This is a genomic window from Kitasatospora sp. NPDC058406, assembly GCF_042722765.1.
Taxonomy (GTDB): Bacteria; Actinomycetota; Actinomycetes; order Streptomycetales; family Streptomycetaceae; genus Kitasatospora.
Genome location: NZ_JBHXKE010000480.1, coordinates 1 through 2,114, shown reverse-complemented (window position 1 = coordinate 2,114; position 2,114 = coordinate 1). Strand labels below are relative to the sequence as shown.

General features: G+C 73.8%; 2 protein-coding genes. One reads left to right on the top strand and one right to left on the bottom strand.

Annotated elements, in window-relative coordinates; translation table 11 throughout:
- Positions 1-124: 124 nt before the first annotated feature.
- Positions 125-661: a DUF4245 domain-containing protein gene (locus ACFWOG_RS40695; RefSeq protein ID WP_329949341.1), complete on the bottom strand. Its 537-nt coding sequence runs from the start codon at positions 659-661 to the stop codon at positions 125-127.
- 217 nt (positions 662-878) lie between these two features.
- Here ACFWOG_RS40695 and glpX point away from each other — a divergent pair, with 217 nt between their 5' ends.
- Positions 879-1,919: a class II fructose-bisphosphatase gene (gene glpX, locus ACFWOG_RS40690; protein ID WP_329876194.1), complete on the top strand. Its 1,041-nt coding sequence runs from the start codon at positions 879-881 to the stop codon at positions 1,917-1,919.
- Positions 1,920-2,114 lie beyond the last annotated feature (195 nt).

Here is a 2,114-nt window from a genome sequence, read left to right as displayed (position 1 = left end):
GGCCCCGCACACCGGTGCGGGGCCCTTCTCGTCGTCCGGGGAGGCCCTGCGGCCCGCGGCCCCACCGCTCCGGGTGGAGCGGGGCCGGCGGGGCGGGGCCGGCGGGGCGGGGCCGGCCGGCGGGCTACTTGAGCGCCTGCGCCAGCTCCGCCAGCTCCTCGTAGGAGGCGGTACCGGTCAGGACGGTGGTGCCGCCGCCCTCCTGGACGGCGATCGCACGGGACTTGGCGCCCTGCAGCCGCTCCCAGGTCCGGCCGGCCACCTCCGCGGTGCCGTCCGGCTTGCCGCCCGCCACCGCGGAGTCGAGCACCGCGTCACGCGGGGCGTCGCTCTGCTCCACCGCCGCGTACTGGCCGGACGGGGTGACGAAGCCCAGGTGCCAGGCGTTGCCCTTGCCGCCGCCGAGCGACGCCGGGTTGTAGGACACCGACGTGGCCCGCCACTGCGCGGGAAGGCCCTCCGGGGAGAGCAGCGGGTACGGCGCGGCGCGCTTCGCCGAGGCCGCGGCCACCTTGTACTCGACCGTCCGCACCCCGTCGCCGCCCGCGTCGTGCGGAAGGAACAGGTACCCGACCCAGACCACCGCGCCGACCGCCAGCATCGACAGGACCATGTCCCGCACGGTCTGCCGGCCCCTCATGCCCTTGCTCTCTCCTGCCACCCCCACATGGTGACTCATCGACCCCCCGCGGGCACCACCCGGGGGTATCCGCGTACGGGTGAACGGGGGCCGGACCTGCCGGTCCCGTCGGCCCGTGGCGACCCGCGCCACAGACAGTCATCTCGTGGGCAGATACGATCGCAGGACCCTCACCACGGCGTTCGACCAGGCAGTAGTCGGGCGCTCACTGGCCGTCGCGTACAGAGAGGTAACGACGATGACCACGCAGTACCCGCACAACCTTCCCAGCTCCCTCGAGGTGGCGCCGGAGGCGCCCGACCGGAACCTCGCACTCGAACTCGTCCGGGTCACCGAGGCGGCCGCGATGGCCGCCGGCCGCTGGGTCGGCCGCGGCGACAAGAACGGCGCCGACGGCGCCGCCGTCAAGGCCATGCGCACCCTCGTCTCCACCGTCTCGATGAACGGCGTCGTCGTCATCGGAGAGGGCGAGAAGGACGAGGCCCCGATGCTGTACAACGGCGAGCGGGTCGGCGACGGCACCGGCGCCGAGTGCGACGTCGCGGTGGACCCGGTCGACGGGACCACCCTCACCGCGAAGGGCATGAACAACGCCGTCGCCGTGCTGGCCGTCGCCGACCGCGGCACCATGTTCGACCCGAGCGCCGTCTTCTACATGGACAAGCTCGTCACCGGGCCCGAGGCGGCCGACTTCGTCGACATCACCGCCCCGACCGCCGTCAACATCCGCCGGGTCGCCAAGGCCAAGGGCATCGCCGTCGAGGACGTGACCGTGGTCGTCCTCGACCGCCCGCGCCACCAGGGCCTGATCCGGGAGATCCGCGAGGCGGGCGCCCGGATCAAGTACATCTCCGACGGAGACGTCGCGGGCGCCATCATGGCCGCCCGCGAGGGCACCGGCGTCGACCTGCTGATGGGCGTCGGCGGCACCCCCGAGGGCATCATCGCGGCCTGCGCGATGAAGTGCATGGGCGGCGTGATCCAGGGCCGTCTCTGGCCCAAGGACGACGCCGAGCGCCAGAAGGCCGTCGACGCGGGCCACGACCTCGACCGCGTGCTCAGCACCGACGACCTGGTCAGCGGCGAGAACGTGTTCTTCGTCGCCACCGGCATCACCGACGGCGAGCTGCTGCGCGGGGTGCACTACCGCCAGGAGACCGCCACCACCAGCTCGCTGGTCATGCGTTCCAAGAGCGGCACCATCCGGGAGATCCACTCCACCCACAAGCTGTCCAAGCTGCGGGCCTACAGCGCGATCGACTTCGACCGCGCCAACTGATCCCCCGGCTCCCCGCACGCGGCGCAGCGCGACGCGGCGCGGGGAGCACCGCGCCGCGCCGCACGACACGGCTCAGCGCCCGGCGACGCGCCGGAACACGACGTCGCGCGCCCGCGGACTCGGCCCAATCCCCCTACGCCGTGGCCGCCGGCGATCGCCGTCCCGACCGGGCGGCAGCCCGCGATCGGGCGGCGC

Coding starts and splice junctions, on each gene's coding strand:
- glpX (WP_329876194.1), top strand. CDS start 879: ATGACCACGCAGTACCCGCACAACCTTCCCAGCTCCCTCGAGGTGGCG.